17 protein-coding genes are annotated in these 17,685 nt (G+C 66.0%); 3 read left to right on the top strand and 14 right to left on the bottom strand.

Features of this window, described 5'->3' with window-relative positions:
- Positions 1–8: 8 nt before the first annotated feature.
- Positions 9–2,315, top strand: coding sequence for a DNA polymerase III subunit gamma and tau (locus ABZ677_RS13275; protein WP_358369959.1), 2,307 nt, complete (start codon positions 9–11; stop codon positions 2,313–2,315).
- Positions 2,316–2,327: 12 nt separating this feature from the next.
- Here ABZ677_RS13275 and ABZ677_RS13270 read toward each other — a convergent pair whose 3' ends face one another.
- On the bottom strand, positions 2,328–2,564 hold the full coding sequence (locus ABZ677_RS13270; RefSeq protein ID WP_037187758.1) for a hypothetical protein: 237 nt from the start codon (positions 2,562–2,564) through the stop codon (positions 2,328–2,330).
- 232 nt (positions 2,565–2,796) lie between these two features.
- On the opposite strand from ABZ677_RS13270, the gene ABZ677_RS13265 reads away from it, so the two are divergent.
- The gene (locus ABZ677_RS13265; protein ID WP_094635701.1) at positions 2,797–4,008 is read left to right on the top strand and encodes an acetyl-CoA C-acetyltransferase; all 1,212 of its coding nucleotides are present in this window, start codon (positions 2,797–2,799) and stop codon (positions 4,006–4,008) included.
- A gap of 9 nt (positions 4,009–4,017) precedes the next feature.
- On the top strand, positions 4,018–6,153 hold the full coding sequence (locus ABZ677_RS13260) for a 3-hydroxyacyl-CoA dehydrogenase NAD-binding domain-containing protein (protein ID WP_358369955.1): 2,136 nt from the start codon (positions 4,018–4,020) through the stop codon (positions 6,151–6,153).
- Positions 6,154–6,171: 18 nt separating this feature from the next.
- Here ABZ677_RS13260 and ABZ677_RS13255 read toward each other — a convergent pair whose 3' ends face one another.
- The 13 genes from ABZ677_RS13255 to ABZ677_RS13195 form a co-directional block, all read right to left on the bottom strand.
- Positions 6,172–6,834, bottom strand: coding sequence for a GntR family transcriptional regulator (locus ABZ677_RS13255; protein ID WP_052047333.1), 663 nt, complete (start codon positions 6,832–6,834; stop codon positions 6,172–6,174).
- A gap of 12 nt (positions 6,835–6,846) precedes the next feature.
- Complete coding sequence (locus tag ABZ677_RS13250) at positions 6,847–8,019, bottom strand: cation:proton antiporter (RefSeq protein WP_037187764.1); 1,173 nt, start codon at positions 8,017–8,019, stop codon at positions 6,847–6,849.
- A 19-nt stretch (positions 8,020–8,038) separates the two neighbouring features.
- Positions 8,039–8,521 carry a cation:proton antiporter regulatory subunit gene (locus ABZ677_RS13245; RefSeq protein WP_037187765.1) on the bottom strand — a complete coding sequence of 161 codons (483 nt, stop codon included), beginning with the start codon at positions 8,519–8,521 and terminating at the stop codon, positions 8,039–8,041.
- Positions 8,522–8,589: 68 nt separating this feature from the next.
- Entirely contained in the window at positions 8,590–8,904 is a 315-nt protein-coding gene (gene mihF, locus ABZ677_RS13240; RefSeq protein WP_008712632.1) for an integration host factor, actinobacterial type, read from the bottom strand.
- 221 nt (positions 8,905–9,125) lie between these two features.
- Entirely contained in the window at positions 9,126–9,596 is a 471-nt protein-coding gene (locus ABZ677_RS13235; RefSeq protein ID WP_358369950.1) for a hypothetical protein, read from the bottom strand.
- Complete coding sequence (locus ABZ677_RS13230; protein WP_358369947.1) at positions 9,593–10,804, bottom strand: MCE family protein; 1,212 nt, start codon at positions 10,802–10,804, stop codon at positions 9,593–9,595. The genes ABZ677_RS13235 and ABZ677_RS13230 overlap by 4 nt, the downstream gene beginning before the upstream one ends.
- Positions 10,801–11,835: an MCE family protein gene (locus ABZ677_RS13225; RefSeq protein WP_358369944.1), complete on the bottom strand. Its 1,035-nt coding sequence runs from the start codon at positions 11,833–11,835 to the stop codon at positions 10,801–10,803. The genes ABZ677_RS13230 and ABZ677_RS13225 overlap by 4 nt, the downstream gene beginning before the upstream one ends.
- Entirely contained in the window at positions 11,832–12,896 is a 1,065-nt protein-coding gene (locus ABZ677_RS13220) for an MlaD family protein (protein ID WP_358369941.1), read from the bottom strand. Before ABZ677_RS13220 ends, ABZ677_RS13225 begins: the two co-directional genes overlap by 4 nt.
- Entirely contained in the window at positions 12,893–13,867 is a 975-nt protein-coding gene (locus tag ABZ677_RS13215; protein WP_358369938.1) for an MCE family protein, read from the bottom strand. Before ABZ677_RS13215 ends, ABZ677_RS13220 begins: the two co-directional genes overlap by 4 nt.
- Complete coding sequence (locus ABZ677_RS13210; protein WP_358369935.1) at positions 13,864–14,874, bottom strand: MCE family protein; 1,011 nt, start codon at positions 14,872–14,874, stop codon at positions 13,864–13,866. Before ABZ677_RS13210 ends, ABZ677_RS13215 begins: the two co-directional genes overlap by 4 nt.
- Positions 14,871–16,031, bottom strand: coding sequence for an MCE family protein (locus ABZ677_RS13205; RefSeq protein WP_358369932.1), 1,161 nt, complete (start codon positions 16,029–16,031; stop codon positions 14,871–14,873). Before ABZ677_RS13205 ends, ABZ677_RS13210 begins: the two co-directional genes overlap by 4 nt.
- Complete coding sequence (locus ABZ677_RS13200) at positions 16,028–16,876, bottom strand: ABC transporter permease (protein ID WP_094635695.1); 849 nt, start codon at positions 16,874–16,876, stop codon at positions 16,028–16,030. The genes ABZ677_RS13205 and ABZ677_RS13200 overlap by 4 nt, the downstream gene beginning before the upstream one ends.
- Positions 16,876–17,685 carry an ABC transporter permease gene (locus tag ABZ677_RS13195; protein ID WP_037187781.1) on the bottom strand — a complete coding sequence of 270 codons (810 nt, stop codon included), beginning with the start codon at positions 17,683–17,685 and terminating at the stop codon, positions 16,876–16,878. Before ABZ677_RS13195 ends, ABZ677_RS13200 begins: the two co-directional genes overlap by 1 nt.

The following is a 17,685-nucleotide window of genomic DNA, read 5'->3' as shown; positions in this document are numbered from 1 at the left end:
TTTCGGGCGTGGCCCTCTACCGGAAGTACCGTCCTGCGACGTTCGCCGAGGTCGTCGGTCAGGAGCACGTCACCGAGCCGATCAGCGTGGCGTTGGACAGCAACAGAATCAACCACGCCTACCTCTTCTCCGGGCCGCGCGGCTGCGGAAAGACCTCCTCGGCGCGCATCCTCGCCCGATCGCTGAACTGCGCCGAAGGTCCGACGTCGACGCCCTGCGGCGTGTGCAACTCCTGCGTCGCTCTCGCCCCGGGCGGACCGGGCAACTTCGACGTCGTCGAGATGGACGCGGCCAGTCACGGTGGCGTCGACGATGCCCGTGATCTGCGAGACAAGGCCGTGTACGCCCCGGCCGAATCGCGCTACGTCATCTTCATCATCGACGAGGCACACATGGTGACCCCGGCAGGCTTCAACGCTCTGCTCAAGGTCGTCGAAGAGCCGCCGGAGCATCTGGTCTTCATCTTCGCGACCACCGAGCCCGAAAAGGTGCTCCCCACCATCCGCTCGCGTACCCACCACTACCCTTTCCGGTTGCTCGCGCCGTCGACGATGCGCGTTCTGCTGGAGAAGATCTGCGGCCAGGAACAGGTCCCGGTCGAGGATGCGGTCTACCCGTTGGTCATCCGCGCAGGCGGCGGTTCGCCCCGTGACTCGCTCAGCGTCATGGATCAGCTCCTGGCCGGAGCCGGACCCGAGGGCGTCACGTACCCGCGGGCACTGTCACTCCTCGGCGTCACCGACGTCGCACTGATCGACGAGGCCGTCGACGCATTGGCCGCGGGCGACGGCGGCGCACTGTTCGGCACCGTCGACAAGGTGATGGACGCGGGCCACGACCCGCGTCGCTTCGCCATCGACCTCCTCGATCGCATGCGAGACCTGATCCTGATGAAGGCCGTGCCCGACGCCGGAGAACGCGGTCTGGTCGACGTGCCGGGCGACGTACTCGAGCGACTGCGTGACGAGGCCGATCTGTTGGGTTCGGCGACGCTGACTCGCTACGCCGAGATCGTGCACTCCGGACTCGGCGAGATGCGCGGTGCCACGGCCCCGCGTCTGCTGCTCGAAGTGATGTGCGCCCGCATGCTGCTGCCCTCGGCCTCCGATGCGGAGTCCGCGGTGCTGCAACGACTCGAACGCGTCGAACGTCGCTTGGACGTCACCCTTCCGGCGGGGGAGCAAGCAGCCGTCGCGCAGGCAGCCGCGGATCCGACGCGACCGCAGTTGCAACCCACCGAGGAACCCGCACCTTCGGGTCCGGCACCGGTGAGCAAGTTCCAGCGACCGTCGCAGCGCCCGCCGGCCGCAGAGCCGGCAGCGCCCGCTCCCGTGGTGCCCGCACCGGCACCAGCTCCCGTAGCGCCCGCACCCGCTGCCTCTATTCCGGCACCGGCGCCCGCTCCGGAACCCGAACCGGCCCCGGAACCCGAGCCCGTCCCGGCTCCGGAACCCGAACCCGTCCCGACGCCCGAGCCGACCCCAGAACCTGAACCGGCACCGGCACCTGAACCGGCACCGGCACCGGCACCCGAGCCGACTCCGGAACCTGTTTCTGCACAGCAGGACTCGGTTCCCGCCGCCTCGGTGCCGCACGAGGATTTTCCGCCGGAGCCCGAGGACGATTACGGTCCCGAACCGGATCCCGTGTTCGAGTCGGAACCGGAACCCGTGGCGGCCCCTGCAGCCGCGTCGAGCGAGCCCGACGCAGCTGCGGTTCGCGCGGTGTGGTCCGAGGTGCGCACGAAGGTACGAGACCGCAGCCGGACCGTCGAGGTGATGCTCTCCGGTGCCTCGGTGCGCACCGTCGAGAACGGCACCATCACGCTCGGCCACGACTCGGCACCGTTGGCCAAGCGGCTGGAGGAACCCCGCAACGCCGACGTCATTCGCGACGCTCTGCGTGACGTCTTCGGCGTCGAATGGTCGGTGGTGTGTCTGGTCGGTGCCGCGGCACCACCGGAACAGTCATCAGCAAAAAAAGATGAACCGGCAGCGAAACCCGCGTCGCTGCCGAAGTTCTCGAGGCCGAGCCAGGCAGGGGCTCCCCGTCCCACGTCGGACGGGTTCGGATCAGCGGGCGACGGATCCTCGGCGGGCATCGGGGCGGACGACATTCCGATGCCGGAAGCGCCGGACTACCCAGACGAACCCGAGCCGATAGGCCCACCGCCACCGGAGACCCCGGAGGACGAGGAAGAGCTGCTCAAGGCCGCGGCCGAGCCTGCCGATCCGACGGTGCGCCGAGACCCGGAAACCGTCGCGATGGAGCTGCTGGTCAGCGAGCTGGGAGCGGTACCGCTCAAAGAGATCTGATCGACGGGCGCGTCAGCCGACGGTGAGATCCTCGTTGTCGGCGAACACCAAGCGGCCACTGTCGAGTGCCACGGCCCAACGCCGTGCCACCGCCCAGTCCCGTGAGGTGGTGTCGGGTGTCTGAACACCGAAGTCCTCGACGATGGCTCCGGTTTCGTAGGCGTCCTGACCGGCCTCGTCGTCGGTGCCGGTGGAGTGAATGCGTACTTTGACGCGAGCGCCCACGGTCAGTTCGTCGTCGGTTTCCATGGAGGTCTTCTTCCGCGTTCGGTAGATCTGATCTATCGGGATGTCCCGAGCCGACGTCGTTCAAACCTCAACAGTCGGATCGGTCATGGAGGACGCTCGTTTCGGTCCTTATATCGGATCCACCCGCGGCCCTACTGTGGCATGAGCTGAGGTCTGTCATGGCCTCGCACCGATGCGGCCGGCCGCGACGGCGACCGCGAGAAGATCGAGTATCTGGAAGGAACTGCGCGCTGTGACTACAGAGGCATTCATTTATGAAGCCATCAGGACTCCCCGAGGCAAGGGAAAGAACGGCTCCCTGCACTCGGTGAAGCCGATTTCCCTGGTGACCGGCCTGATCGACGAGCTCCGTCGACGTTTCCCCGACATGGACGAGAACCGAATCTCCGATCTCATCCTCGGAGTGGTCTCACCCGTCGGAGATCAGGGTGCCGATATCGCGCGCACGGCAGTGCTCGCAGCGAAGATGCCCGACACCGTCGGCGGATTCCAGCTCAACCGCTTCTGCGCGTCCGGTCTCGAAGCCGTCAACCTGGCTGCCCAGAAGGTGCGCTCGGGTTGGGACGAGCTCGTCGTCGCCGGTGGCGTCGAGTCGATGTCGCGCGTGCCGATGGGCAGTGACGGCGGCGCCTGGGCCATGGACCCCGTCACCAACTACGACACCTACTTCGCCCCGCAGGGCATCGGTGCCGATCTCATCGCGACGATCGAGGGGTTCAGCCGCGAAGACGTCGACGCCTACGCCGTGCAGTCCCAGGAGCGCGCCGCAGCGGCGTGGTCCGGTGGCTACTTCGCGAAGTCCGTCGTTCCGGTGACGGATCAGAACGGCCTCCTCATCCTCGATCAGGACGAGCACATGCGTCCGGGCAGCACCGTCGAATCGCTCGGCAAGCTGAACCCGGCCTTCACCGGCATCGCCGCCATGGGCGGGTTCGACGACGTCGCGCTGCAGAAGTACCACTGGGTCGAGAAGATCGATCACGTGCACACAGGCGGTAACAGCTCCGGCATCGTCGACGGCGCAGCACTCGTCCTCGTCGGCAGCGAGCAGGCCGGTAAGGACCTGAACATGGTGCCGAGGGCGCGGATCGTCGCGACGGCCACCAGTGGTGCCGATACGACCATCATGCTGACCGGGCCCACCCCGGCGTCGAAGAAGGTTCTCGCGACCGCGGGCCTGACCGTCGACGACATCGATCTCTTCGAGCTCAACGAGGCATTCGCCTCCGTCGTGCTGCGTTTCCAGAAGGATCTGAACATCCCGAACGAGAAGCTCAACGTCAACGGCGGTGCCATCGCCATGGGCCACCCGTTGGGAGCAACCGGAGCGATGATCACCGGCACCGTGCTCGACGAGCTCGAGCGCCGCGGCGGTCGATACGCGTTGATCACCCTGTGCATCGGCGGCGGCATGGGCGTCGCCACCATCATCGAGCGAGTCTGAGGTATTACGATGTCTGACAACATGATTCAGTGGGACCAGGACGCCGACGGTATCGTCGTTCTGACGATGGACGACCCCAACCAGGGCGCCAACACGATGAACCAGCTGTACAAGGATTCGATGGGAGCGACCGTCGACCGCCTCGAGGCCGAGGTCGACTCCATCACCGGCGTCGTGCTCACCTCCGCCAAGAAGACGTTCTTCGCAGGCGGCGATCTGCACACCCTCATCGCCGCTCAGCCCGAGGACGCCCAGCGGGTGTTCGACGAGGTCCAGGAAGTCAAGAGCCAGCTGCGTCGCATCGAGAAGCTCGGCAAGCCCGTCGTGTCCGCCATCAACGGCGCTGCACTCGGCGGCGGACTCGAGATCGCCCTCGCGACGCATCACCGCATCGCGGCCGACGTTCCCGGTGTCCAGATCGGTCTGCCCGAGGTCTCGCTGGGACTGCTGCCCGGTGGCGGTGGCGTTGCCCGCATCACGCGACTGCTCGGCATCCAGACCGGCTTCATGACCGTCCTCGCCCAGGGCACCCGGTTCCGTCCGACGAAGGCTCTCGAGATCGGTCTGATTCACGAATTGGTCGGCAGCATCGACGAATTGGTGCCCACCGCCAAGGCCTGGATCAAGGCCAACCCCGAGGGTGGCGTCGCGCCGTGGGACGTCAAGGGCTACAAGATCCCCGGCGGCACGCCGTCGAATCCGAAGCTCGCACAGATCCTGCCTGCATTCCCGTCCAACCTGCGCAAGCAGATCAAGGGCGCACCGATGCCGGCTCCGCGTGCGATTCTCGCCGCCGCCGTCGAAGGTGCGCAGGTCGATTTCGACAACGCGTGCACCATCGAGTCGCGTTACTTCACCGAGTTGGTCACCGGTCTGGTGTCCAAGAACATGATTCAGGCGTTCTTCTTCGACCTGCAGGCGATCAACGCAGGCAAGTCCCGTCCCGACGGCATCGAGAAGACCACCTTCACCAAGGTCGCGGTTCTCGGCGCAGGCATGATGGGCGCAGGCATCGCGTACGTGTGCGCCAAGGCCGGAATCGACGTGGTGCTCAAGGACGTTGCCCTCGAGTCGGCGCAGAAGGGCAAGGCCTACTCCGAGGCCATCGAGGCCAAGGCACTCTCGCGTGGCAAGACCACCCAGGAGAAGTCCGACGCTCTGCTCGCGCGTATCCACCCGACGGCCGATGCCAAGGACGTCGAGGGAGCCGACCTCGTCATCGAGGCCGTGTTCGAGTCGGAAGAGTTGAAGCAGAAGGTCTTCCAGGAGATCGAGGACCTCGTCGATCCGACGGCGCTGCTCGGTTCCAACACCTCGACGCTGCCCATCACGAGCCTCGCTCAGGGCATCAAGCGTCAGGAAGACTTCATCGGAATCCACTTCTTCTCCCCCGTGGACAAGATGCCGCTGGTGGAGATCATTCGTGGCGAGAAGACGTCGGATGCGGCCTTGGCCAAGGCATTCGACCTGGTGCAGCTCATCAAGAAGACCCCGATCGTCGTCAACGACAGTCGCGGCTTCTTCACCTCGCGTGTCATCGGCACGTTCATCAACGAGGCCATCGCGATGCTGGGCGAGGGCGTCGAGCCGTCGACCATCGAGCAGGCAGGTCTGCAGGCCGGCTACCCGGCTGCGCCGCTGCAGCTCTCGGACGAGCTCACGCTCAACCTGATGCAGAAGATTCGCAAGGAGACCTACGACGCGCTCATCGCCGCGGGTCAGACTCCTCCCGAGGATCCGGCCGGTGCAGTCATCGACAAGATGGTCGACGAGTTCGAGCGTCCGTCGAAGGCCAAGGGCGCGGGCTTCTACGAGTACGAGGACGGCAAGCGCACCGGACTGTGGCCCGGACTGCGTGATGCGTTCAAGTCGGGTTCGGCGGACATCCCGTTCGAGGACCTCAAGGAACGCATGCTGTTCATCGAGGCCATCGAGACGCAGAAGTGCTTCGACGAGGGTGTGCTGAACACCACCGCCGACGCCAACATCGGCTCGATCTTCGGCATCGGCTTCCCCGCCTGGACCGGAGGCGTGCACCAGTACGTCGTCGGCTACCCGGGAGGTCAGGCCGGATTCGTCACTCGTGCAGACGAATTGGCGAAGAAGTACGGCGATCGCTTCCAGGTTCCCGCCTCACTGCGCTAGCACCACTGCCGAAAGCATCTACCCGCGGTGCGCGATCAACCTCTCGGCGCCGTCTGTGAATTGTTGCTTCATCAATTCGCAGGCGGCGTCGATGTCGTTTCGAACGAGTGCCTCGATGAGTTCCTCGTGGTTGCGCACTGCCGCTCGGCCCCATTCGCGGTCGGTGGCATAGAGGCGGGTGGGTGTGTAGCGGGTGGCATTGTTGAGAAACCACGCCAGTTTCGCGGATTCGGCGAGTCGGTTGAGGACTCGGTGAAACTCGAATTCGCAGTTCTCGACGTCCTCCGGCCTACCGTTCTCGACCGCGATCGACAGTGCGGCGGTGAGTTCGGCGAGCCGGTCGAGCTCGGTCTCGGTGATCTTCGGCGCGGCGCGGCGAACCAGCTCGACGGCGATGCGCCCCTGTAGCCAGAAGATGTCGACGATGTCGTTGGGAGTTAGCGGCGAGACCTTGTATCCGCGATGCGGGACGAGTTCGACGATGCCCTCACCCCGCAGCGTCAGCAGTGCCTCGCGTACCGGAGTGACGCTCACCCCGAGTTCGGCGGCGGTCTCGTCGAGTCGGATGAAGTCGCCCGGGCTCACTTCGCCGGACATGACGAGGTGCCGGACGTGGTTGGCCACCTCCTCCGACAGCTGCGGCCGTCGGCGCAGAACCGATGCTCGACGCTTGTCCACCATGGGGAAAGCCAATCACACCGTGGGCTTGGTACGAAGCACGACCTTCGCGACGGGTTCGACGACGCGGGCGGCGATCGGTCCGAGGATGGCCATCAACAGCACGTAGGCCGTCGCCAGAGCGGTCAGCTCGCCCTCGACGGCTCCGGCGGCCACGGCCAGCCCGGCGATGACGATGGAGAACTCACCGCGCGCCACCAGCGCGGCACCGGCACGCAGCCGTCCCGGGCGACCGATTCCCTGACGGCCCGCCGCCCACCAGCCCGTCGCGATCTTCGTGGCGGCGGTGGTCACCGCGAGCACAACGGCCCAGCCCAGAACGGGTGGGATCGTCGCGGGATCGGTGGCGAGCCCGAACACCACGAAGAACATGGCTGCGAACAGGTCGCGTAGTGGTTCGAGGACGCGCGTGGCGTTGTCGGCCGTCGACCCGGAGATCGCGATGCCGAGCAGGAACGCGCCGACGGCGGCCGAGACCTGCAGTTCCGACGCGATGCCGGCCACCAGCAGGGCCGACCCGAGGACTTTGAGCAGCACGACCTCGCGGTCGGGACTGTCGACGATCGCGGAGACCAATCTGCCGTACCGCAGCGCGACGACGAGCACGAACGTGATGACCAGCAGTGAGATTCCCAGGGCTTCGAGTCCGCCGAGGAAGCTCACGCCGCTCAGTACCGCGGTGAGGATGGGCAGATAGACGGCCATCGCGAGGTCCTCGAACACCAGGATGGACAGCACGACGGGCGTTTCACGGTTGCCGAGTCGGCCCAGATCGGTGAGGACCTTGGCGATGATCCCCGAGGACGAGATGTAGGTGACACCGCCCATCACCAGGGCTCCGATTCCGCCCCAGCCGAGCAGTAAAGCGACGGCAGCGCCAGGAGCGAAGTTCAGGACGATGTCGACCAGTCCGGCCATCCACGATCGACGCAGTCCGGTGACGAGTTCGGTGGCGGTGTATTCGAGTCCGAGGAGAAGCAGCAGCAGGATGACGCCGATCTCGCTGGCTATTTCGCTGAACTCGTCGATGCCACCGAGGGTGACGATGCCGCCGTTGCCGAAGGCGAGGCCACCGAGCAGATAGAACGGGATGGGGGAGACGCCGATTCGACCGGCGAGCCGAGCGAGCAGACCGAGAACGAAGAACACTGCGCCCAGCTCGGTGAGGGCGAGCGCGCTCTCGGCCATCGCTCAGCCCCGACTGGTCTCAGGCATGGCCGAGCAACTTGGCCGCTGCGTCGAGTCCCTCTGCGGTGCCGACGGCGACCAGCAGGTCACCTGCGGCGAGCGTGAAATCGGGGGTGGGTGACGGTTGTACCTGACCGGCGCGCATGACAGCGACGATCGATACTCCGGTCTTGGTGCGCATCGCGGTGTCGCCGAGTGTGCGGCTGACGAACCGGGAGTTGGCGCGAATGGGGAGTTGGCGGGTGTTGATTCCGGGGAGGTCGCGATGCTCTTCCCCGAGCTGAGCGATGAGTTGCGGCGACCCGAGCAGATTGCCCAGGGCCGCCGCTTCCTCATTGCTCAGCGTGATCGATGCCTGCGTGGCATCGGGGTCGTCCTTGCGCGAGACGATCAGCTCGTTCGCGCCGTCCTTGCGGGTGATGACGCCTATGCGGCGCCCGGAAGCGAGGGCGAAATCCTTCCGCACCCCGATCCCGGGCAGCAGGGTCACTTCGACGTTCATGGCCGAAATGCTAGCCCTGCAGGCAGCGCATTATCGCAGGATCGGGCGTGGAGCCCGACCCATCTCGATCAGGATGCGACGGCAGCCAGGAGGGCTTCGCGCTGGTTTGCACCGAGGCCACCGATACGGCGGGTATCGGCGATGGACAGCTGCTCGAGCAGCTGTGCGGCGCGCACGGAACCAACACCCGGCAGGGCCTTGATCAGGGCGGACACCTTGGTCTTCTTGACGATCTCGTCGTTCTCCGCCTTGGCGAGAACGTCAGCGACGCTGAGTTCGCCGGACTTGACGGATGCGAGCAGCTTCGACCGCGCAGTGCGTGCCTCGGCCGCCTTGGCCAGCGCCGCGGTGCGCTGTTCCGGTGTCAATACTGGTAAAGCCATGGCCTGTTCTCCTCGATTGTGGTGACCCGTCGCTCGTTGACAGGTCTCGACCCTCTTGCATCGTGCCTGGTGGCTCTTCCAATCTAACCGAACAACACGGGTGTCATTCACGGTCGAACCACCGAACCTTCCCAGCCAGGCTACGTCCTATCCGATTCGTGGTGTGCCCCGACCAGCACATCGGCCCTCCGAGGCCTGATGTATCGGGTCCGTTCGACGGCTCATGCCGGGTCCGCCGATGCCAGCAACCAACGGTCGCCCGAGCGTTCGAGTCCGATCAACATCCGGGAGGAATCGGTCCGCCCATCGGGCACCGCGAGATTGAACACCTCCTGATCGAGGAACACCGCAACGACGGCGTGTTCACCGTCGATCTCGACGATTCCGGCCGTGACGGCGTGACCGGTCGCTCTGCCCTGACCCTGGGTCAACAAGTCGGTCAGGCTCGTCGACACGTCCCGATAGTCGGTGGCGAAATCGTCGGTGGACGATGCGATCACACGGTCGAGATTCGTTGTCGGTGTGGCGTAGTCGTAGGTGGAGAGCTCCTCGGTGTACTGCCGTGCCGAGTCCAGCGCCTCGGTTCGGAGGCCGTCCATCGTCCGGCTGCCCTGATACAGGTAGCCGAGCACGGCGACGCCTGCGACGAGAGCGACGAACAGCAGTAGGGCGATACCTCGGCGGATGGTCATTGCTGTACTCCTTCGAGCAGTTTCTTCCAGTAGTCGAGCGCCTCGAGTCCGGTGGGAATCAGCACCGGATCGTCGGCGATCGGTGGTCCGGTCACGTTGCCGGGACGGGTCGAATCGGTCAGGCCCAGGTCGTTGGGACGGGGTGCGTTCTGTGACCCGCGTTGGGCCAGGTTCTCGCCGGGCGGGCAGTACAGCGTCAGATTCGGATCGCGCGGAGATTCGTCGCCGACGGCGCGGCGGGGGGTGTCGTACCAGCAGACCGGGCCCTGGGTTGCGACCAGCGTGAAGTCTCCGCGGTCTCCGTGCACGACGGAGGTGAGTTTGCCGAGCGTGTCGGGCAGGGCGGTGAGCAGCGCCGACAGTGCGGGGGTTCGGTCGCCCAGAACTCCGGTCACCGACACCAGATTGGTGAGAAGGGCCCCTGCTGTTCCTCGGGTGTCGTCGAGAAGGTGCTGGGTTCTGGTGAGCATCGCGGGGGACCGGTCGAGCAGGTAGACCAGTGACGGTTCGTTTCCCACGAGTTGTCCGGTCACATCACGTGTCACAGCAGCGGTGGCCGGGAGCGAGTCCGATGCAGGCGCGAGTGCGTCGAGCATCGGGAGCCCGGTATCGAGAATGTTGGCCAACGCCGGTGCCTGCTCGTCGAGCATTCGGGTGAGGGTGTCGACGTCCTCGATCACTCGGCCCAGCGCAGGCCCGGTCCCGTCGAGGGCCGTTCCCATGGTCTGCGTGAGGGAACTCACCGTGGCGGGATCGATCGAGTCGACCAGTGTCGAGATGCTGGTGATGACCTCGTCGAGTCGGCGAGGCCGATCGGCGTCGTCGACGGTCAACGTGTCCCCGTCGACGAGATACGGGCCCTCGGCGGTGGTCGGCACGATGTCGAGTGTCTGAATGCCGAGTGCGTTGCTGTCGGTCACCCGAGCCGGTGAGCCGACGGGAACGGAGGCGTCGGGGTCCAACGAGACTGCGATGTCGGCGCCGAGCCCGTCGGCGGACAGCGCGACGTCGGTGACTCGACCGATCTCGATGCCGCGATAGGTGACGCCCGCGCCCACTCCCAGGTTCGCGGCATCGGTCGTCGTGGCGGTCACCGTGATCGAACCCTGCAGTGCCGAGGGGCCGAGCGCATAGACGGTCCCTGCGACCAATGCCACCACGGACGTGATGGCGAAGAGAATCAGCTGAACGGTGACGGGCCGCCTCATCTCGGGCCCCGCAACACCGGTGCCAACAGCTGCCCGAGTGCCGAGGGCACGTCGGCGATGCGCCCACCGGTGGTCAATTCGCCCACTGTCTCGGGCAGGTCGAGTGCGCCGTCGAAGGCGAGGTAGTCGCCCCGCACGGCTCCGCTGAAGCCTGCGATGAAGTTGTTCATCTCGTTCAGTGTCGGGGTGATCGAATCGTTCCATCCTTGAACCGAACTCAGTACGCGGGCGATGTCGTCGACACCGTCCTCCAGTTGCTTCCCGTTGTCCGACAGGATGTCTCGAGCCGTTGTGGCCAGCGAGGCGGTGTCGTCGAGCAGGGACGCCAGTCGGTCGCGTTGCTGGACGAGCAACTCGATCGTCGGCGCGGACACGGCGAGGCCGTCGTCGATGACGGTGCGATTGTCGGCCAGCGCGGCGGAAACGTCGCGTGCGGCCTGCAGTACGCGATCGAATTCGCCGCGCTGCGCGTCGGCTGCGGCGAGGATGGTGTCGGTGCTGCGCAGCAGCTCCCCGACCTGCGGCCCACGGCCGGAGAATGCCGTGTCGAGCTCGGTGACGATGGTGTCGAGCTGGCCGATTCCGCTGCCGTTCAGTACCAGACCGAGTGCGGCGAGCGATGATTCGAGTTCGGGCCCGATGTCGGTGTCGGTGATGACGGCACCGTCGGACAGCCGATCTCCCGACGGCGTCTGCGGTGGATCGAGTCGGATGTACGGATCCCCGAGCGCCGACGCCACCTCGATCGATGCGGTGACATCTGCCGGAACCGCTACGGCTCGGGACAGGCTCAGCCCGACCCGAGCCAGACCCCCGTCCGTCGACAGATCGTGGACCCGGCCGACCAGTTGCTGCCCGCTCCGCACCTCGGCACCGAGCCTGATGCGGTCGGCTCGCGAGAACTCTGCGGTCACACGGTAATCGGACCCGTCGGCGGACCGGCCGAGTGGAAGTTCGCCCAGGCCGAGACCGCATCCGGTGAGTGTGCCGACGAGGACGGCCGACACCGCCAGGGCCGCGGGGCCTCTCATCGGCCCTGCGCCAACAGTTGAATGAGGCCCAGTGGATCGGATGCTCCGATGGGCACCGGTATCGGGTTGGTGAATCCGGCCCCGGTGCAGATGGGCAGAGCCAGGTCGCGGCACAGCGGAACGGTCGACGCGAACTGGTCGAGATCGGTGGAGACGTTCAAACGGATGCGTCCTCGCTGGTCGTCGCCGATGGTTCTGCCGATGTTCTGCATCGCCAACGGCAAGACGTCCATCAGTTCGGCGAATTGTGCTTCGCGCGTGGCCAATCGACCGGTCAGGTCGGCGGCGTTGTCGAGTGCGGCGCGTAGGTCGTCGCCCCGGCCGGCGAGCAGACGGTCGAGTTCGTCGAACATGGACGTCAGTTGGGCGATCGGAGTGCCCACATCGAGGTCCTGAGTGCGGAACTCCTGCCCGAGACGATCGAGTGAGTCCACCACCGATTCCACTGCACCGTCCCGTCGGTCGACGGCGGTGATCAGCTGGTTCACGGTCTCGACGAGTGCGCCGATGTTCTCGCTGTTCCCGCCGATAACGGCGGTTGCCTGCGCGATGTTGCGGATGGCCTCGTTGACCGCCGGTCCTGTCCCGTCGGTGGATTCGGCGAGCTCGGCCGCTGCGGCCCCGACGTCTGCTCCCTCGGGACCGACTGCAGTGGCGATCACGTCCACACTGTCGAGGAGCTGGTCGAAGTTGATGGGCGAGTGGCTGCGCTCGACCGGAATGACGCTGTCACCGAGCTCTTCTCCGCCCTGATACACCGGTCCGATCTCGACGAATCGGTCGCTGATGACCGACGGATTCATGACGTACGCCTCGGCGTCGGCCGCAATGGCGTCGTCCGAGGTGATGGACATGACGACGCGCACCGCATTGCCCCGGGGCGTGATGTCGGTGACGGTACCCACCGGAACTCCGAGAATCCGGACCGGGCTTCCGGGGTGGACGCCGTTGATGTAGGCGAAATCTGCTGTGACGGTGGTCGAGTGCTCGGAACCGTGGAGAACGAACCAGCCGCCGACCAGAGCAGCCACCGCGATCAGCGCTGTCGGTGTCTTCTTCATCGGCATCCCGTCTGAATGCCAAGGGTGCACAGGAGATTATCGGCGATGGGGCCGGCCGGGGCCGAGACGTCGACCCAATTTCCGTTGCCGGTGGCGTCGGTGACTGCGCGCAAGGCGGCGGGCAGGGTCGTCATGAGTGTGTCGATGTTCTGCCCGTTTCGGTCGAGGGTGTCGGTGACCCCGCGCAGGTTGCCGATCAGACGATCGAGCTCCTCGGAGTTGTCGTCGAGGAACGTCGACGCGGTGGCGGTGACGGTTCGGAGGTCGTTCACCAACTGGCTCAGTGCAGTTCGTCGATCGGCCAGGACCGACAGCACGAACTCGGCGTTGCTCACCAGAGACGACAGCGATGCGCTTTCCGCGGCGAGCGACGAGGTCAGGGATCGGGATGCATCGAGCAATCCGGAGATCTGCTCGTCGTTCTCTGCCAACAGCGCCGATGCCGAACCGATGCCGGTGATGGCGTCACGGACCGTCGAACTGTTCTCCGGCAACGACTCTCTCAGGGTCCGAACCATCTCCTCGAGTCCGGGTACGTCCACCTCTGCGGCGGTGGTGTTCGCGGCGGCGGAGATCTGGTCGAGCGAATACGGAACCGACGTTCGCTCGAGAGGGATGGTGTTGTCCGTTCCGAGGGAACCGCCGCCGTCGGGGACGATCTCGAGGTAGCGCTTTCCGAGGATGGTCCGCAGCTGGATCGACGCATGCGTTCGGTCGCCGAGCGTGTGGTCGCGGTCGAGCCGGAACGTGACCTGGACGTGCGTACCGACGATGTCGACGCTGTCGACCCGGCCCTCGGGTACTCCGGCGACGTAGACGGGATCGGACTCGGTGAGCCCGCCGGCATTCTCGAATTGCGCTGTGTAGGAACGAGTGCGGACCAGGTACCAGGCCTGCGGTATCGCCAGGGCGCACACCAGTGCCACGACGATCATCACGATCCCGCCCACACCGAGCTTGGTGGTCGTCATCGGCAGATCTCCGAGTGAGTCGTGCCGAAGATGTTCGCTTCTGAGCTGCCTGCCAGCAGCGTGAAGTTGCACGTGTAGAGGTTGAGCCAACCGCCGTAGTCGCCGATGCGATTGATGGACCGGGCGAGCTCGGGAAGCAACGTCATGGTTCGGTCGAACGGTTCTGTGTTCGCCGTCCATGCATCGGTCGTCGCAGTGCTGTCGGCTACGACGGCATCGAGCGGAGCGGCCGCATGCGTCAACAAATCGGCCAACGAGCGCATCGAGGCCGATCCGTCCTCGAGTGCGGATACGAGCTGATCTCCGTGTCGGACCGCCACATCGCCGAGCTCGGCAAGCCCGTCGATCAGGCGCGTGATGTCGGCAGAACGCGAGTCGAGATCGCTCGTCACCGATCCGAGGTTCGCGATCAGTTCGTCGAGAATCTGCTCGTTGTCGGTCAGCCCGCGGGTCATCGACGCCACTCGCACCAACAGCGATTCGATCGCGGAGGACCGACCCGAGAAGGCGTCGACGATCGAGCGTGCCAACGAGTTGATCTGGTTCGGGTCGATCGCGTCGAACAGCGGCTCGAAGCCGTTGACCAACGCCGTCAGGTCGACGGGAGGAGAGGTTCGCGACAGCGGTATCACCTCGTCCGCCGCCAGGGTGCCGGACGGGTCGGCGGGGGTTTCGAGCGCCAGATACCGGGCACCGAGCATGTCGCCGTAGCGAATTGCGGCGGTGATGTTCCCGGGCAGGTGCACGTCGGACCGGACGGAGAACGACACCGCGGCGATGCTGGTGGGTCCGTCGGTGGTCGACCGAACGTCGGCGACCTTGCCGACCCGGACTCCTGCGAGGGTCACGTCGTTGCCGTCCCGCAGGCCCTCGACGCCGACGAACTCGGCGCTGTATCGGGTCGTGGCACCGCCGACCGGGACATCGAGCGTCTGGATGACGACCACGGCCGACAGAGCACCTGCGGCGACGAAGGCGGCAAGCGAGATCAGGGGTCGGATACTCATCGGACGGTCACCTCAGTGCCACGGAGCAGCGGAGCCAGCAGCAACGTGCTGGCGGGATTCAACGGGAGCGATGTGCCGGTTGCGGCGTCCTGTAGCTCGGCCAGCGCGCAGTTGGGACCGGCGAGACCGGGATACTGCGGGCAGTCGGCGGCGGTGTAGGGGAGCGGTTCGGAGAAGTCGGGTACCGCGGTGACGTCGAACTTGCCCGAGGCGAAGATCCGCGCACCGGCCTCCCCGAACGGCCCCAACCGATCGAGCGTCGCCGTGAGGCCGTCGGAATCCTGCGCGAGCGCACCGAGTGCCGCGCCGCCGCTGTGAACGACAGTGATTGCTGCACTGCGGTTCTCGGCCACGACGGCCCGAGTGGACTCGACTGTCCCTGCCGCAGCGGTCAGTAGTGCCCGCACGCCGTCGGATCGATCGAGCAGCGTCTGCGACACCCTGGTCGCGGCAACGACCGAGGCGAGTACGTCCGGTGTGGCGGCAGCGATGTTCTCGGTCAACTCGCGCAGCTGCGGCATACCGCTCAGGGCGGCCTCGATACCGGGTTCGAGTCGCTCGGTGACCGAGGCGAGTCGGTCGATACTCTCGCCGATGCTCTGACCTCTGCCACGTAGTGCGGTGCCGAGCGCGGTCAGAGCCAGCTGCGCCTGATCCGGTTCGAGGCCGTCGAGGAGGTCGGTCACCGTGCGGAACAGATCGCTCGCCTGGACTGCGTCGGCAGACGCGTCCGGTTGCAGCGCCATCCCGTCCGCCAGTGCCGAGGAGGACGATCGATCGACCGCAACGAGCTGAATGTAGATGTCTCCGAACAGAGTCCGCGGCACCACCCGAACACGCGCGGAGGCAGGCACCGTACCGATTCGGTCGGCGTCGATACGCATCGTCACTAGAGATCGATCGATACCCGGCTCGATGTCGACGACCTCACCCACACGAACGCCGAGGTACTGCACGCCGATCTCCCCGGTCAGCAATCCCGCTGTCGCGGGAAGCACGACCGATACTTCCGGTGCGGAGTCGAAGGTGCCCGAGCTGTAGGCAACCGATGCCACCGCCGCGACCACCGCGGTGCAGGACGCGACGATTCCGCGGAACACGAGCATGCTTCGGCCGGGTCCGAGACGACGGGGAGCCGGTTGGTTCGGGCCGGTCACGAGGCACCGAGCCCGGGCACCGTCGGCACGATTCCCCACAGCGCGAACGTCAGGAACACGTCGGTGATACCGATCGCCAGAATCGAGGTACGTAGCGCGCGGCCGGCCGCGCGGCCGACCCCTTCCGGCCCACCCGATGCGTGAAAACCGTACGAGCAGTGGACGAGCGCGACGATGATCGCGAACACGACCGCTTTGACGACCGAATACAGCAGATCGCTCGGGGCCAACGCGAGGTGGAAGTAGTAGTCGTACGTGCCGGCCGAGCTGCCGCCGAACGTGACGACGACCAATCGTGTGGCGACGTAGGCGGCGATGAGGCCGACCATGTAGATCGGCACGATGCACACCACTGCCGCGATCAGCCGGGTGGTGGCCAGGAACGGAATGGGCCGCACCGCCATCGAATCGAGTGCGTCGATCTCCTCGGAGATCCGCATGGCACCGAGTTGGGCGGTGAATCCGGTCCCGACTTTGGCCGCCAACGCGATGCTGGCGATGACCGGTGCCAGCTCCCGGGTGTTCGCCAGTGCCGAGAGCAGCCCGGACAGGGAGGTCAAACCGATCAGGTCGAGACCGCGGTAGGTTTCGACGCCGACCATCATCGCCGCGACGGCCGACATCGCGAACACGATGCCGATGGTGCCGCCGCCGGCGAGCAGCGACGCGTATCCGAAGCTCACCTCGCCGATGTGGCGCAGAACGTGTTTCGAGTACCGGCGCATCGTGTACGGGATGGCCGCGATGGTCTCGAACCAGAAGGTGACGTGCCGGCCGACGTCCACCATGGCCGAGGTTGCAGCCCGGGTTCTGCGCTGGAGTCGAACGCGGGTGTCGAAGACCATCAGTACGTACCGACCGCGGGAACGACGACTGCATAGAGTTGCGACAGAACGGTATTGACGACGAAGACCATGACGAATGCCAGTACGACGGCCTCGTTCACCGCGTCGGCGACGCCACTCGGTCCGCCTTCGGCGTGCAGACCCCGGTACGACGCGATGAGCGTGGACGTCACCGCGAAACAGGCCGATTTGATCATGGCCATGACAAAATCAGAGACGCGGCCGTATTCGGTGAAGGTGGCCAGAAACGCGCCTGCGGACTGATCGGCAACGAGTACCTGGTAGAACAGGCACGCCGACACACCGACGAGGGTGACCATGGCGCAGATGACAACGGCGACGACAACCGAGGCGACGAGCCGGGGAACCACCAGTCGGGCGACGACGTCGACGCCCATCACTTCCATGGCGGCGATCTCCTCGCGGATCGTCCTCGATCCGAGATCGGCACAGATCGCCGATCCGGCAACGCCGGCGAGCATCAGTGCGCACACCAACGCCGCAGCCTGACCGACCACGACGAACGCCACGACCGCGCCGGAATATGCTCCGGCACCGAGCCTTCCCGCCAACGACCCGACCGACACCGCGATCAGTACGCCGATGGGGAGCATCAACAGCAGAGCGGGAACCGTGCACACGCGCGCGACGAACAGAGCCTGGTTGACGGTCTCGGCGACCGGTAGCCGGCCTCGAACGATGTCGGTCACGGCGCGCGCGCAGGCGGTCGTCGAGAACGCCGACAGGCCACCGATCTGATCGACGAGATCGCGAACCGGACCTCGCGCGACCGGTGGCTCGAATCTCAT

This window comes from Rhodococcus sp. NPDC006774 (assembly GCF_040636045.1).
GTDB lineage: Bacteria > Actinomycetota > Actinomycetes > Mycobacteriales > Mycobacteriaceae > Rhodococcoides.
Note: the sequence above shows the minus strand (reverse complement) of the source record. Positions and strands in the feature narration are given on the sequence as shown.